The following is a 642-nucleotide window of genomic DNA, read 5'->3' as shown; positions in this document are numbered from 1 at the left end:
CTATCGTTTGTGATGGCGCTGTTCTTCGGGCTCAACCTGAATGCACAGTGTACGCCACCTGCAAACGTAGACGTATTTTACGGCTGTGACGGCGCGGTGACTTTGAGCTGGAATGCAGTTCCTGATGCTCAATCTTACACCGTGGACATCGAGAACGGGGCCCCCGTTGTCGATTTCGTCAATATGGTGACTACCACATTGACTATCGAGCCTGGCACCTTGACTCCAGGTACGACTTATCAGTTTGCGATCACAGCAAACTGTGGCGTATCTGATGTATCCTCAACTCAAGGCACAATCACTGGCGCGGACATCACCAATGCTCAGCCAATGATCGCCATCTCTAATGTTACCAGCCCTTACTGCCCTGACATCGACGCCACTGGCGAGTTCGATGTAGTCATCACTGACGACGGCTGCGGCGGCACTTACGAAGTATTCGTAGACGGTGCATCTGTAGCTACAGGCGTAGCTTCAGGCGATGTGACAACAGTATCTGGCCTTACTGCAGCAGTAGGCGGCACGGAGTACGTTGTGACGATCGAAGCAGAAGCTGGCAACACTTGCAACTACACCAACTCTGACGGTGGCAACTGCCTGGACAACGTATCAGCTTCTACTACCCTGACCCCACAGGACAAT

1 protein-coding gene is annotated in these 642 nt (G+C 52.8%); it reads left to right on the top strand.

Annotation, left to right across the window (positions count from 1 at the left end; all coding sequences use genetic code 11):
- A partial coding sequence (locus FRY97_RS22605) for a fibronectin type III domain-containing protein (RefSeq protein WP_170254861.1) occupies window positions 1-642 on the top strand: 642 nt, incomplete at both ends.

Origin of the sequence: Phaeodactylibacter luteus, assembly GCF_007993045.1 — a bacterium.
Taxonomy (GTDB): Bacteria; Bacteroidota; Bacteroidia; order Chitinophagales; family Saprospiraceae; genus Phaeodactylibacter; species Phaeodactylibacter luteus.
This window is presented reverse-complemented; position numbering and strand designations above follow the sequence as displayed.